Origin of the sequence: Prevotella sp. SGI.167 (assembly GCF_050313615.1) — a bacterium.
Taxonomy (GTDB): domain Bacteria; phylum Bacteroidota; class Bacteroidia; order Bacteroidales; family Bacteroidaceae; genus Prevotella.
The window spans coordinates 1-217 of record NZ_JBNPLT010000169.1 but is presented as its reverse complement, the minus strand read 5'-3'; the positions used below and the strand labels follow the sequence as shown (position 1 = coordinate 217).

At 36.4% G+C, this 217-nt stretch carries 1 pseudogene; it reads right to left on the bottom strand.

The annotated features are described in order from the left end of the window. Positions 1-130, bottom strand: a pseudogene (locus ACQRBJ_RS16370) (IS1380 family transposase); the annotation flags it as partial. Between the last annotated feature and the right edge of the window lie 87 nt (positions 131-217).

The following is a 217-nucleotide window of genomic DNA, read 5'->3' as shown; positions in this document are numbered from 1 at the left end:
AGATACTGCTGCATCTCTGACCCAGTGTTGAGTCGATAACGGGTGAAAGCATGGAGTCAAATTTCTCCATGATTGAAAAAATTCCTCCAAAAGGTGTGAGTTTCTCAGATTTAATTTGTATTTTTGCCATGTCATATTAGAGTTTTGCTTGTTTTCTTTTTGCAACACTAAGATAAGTGAAAATTCTGACATGGCAAAATCCTGGGCAACTTTTTGT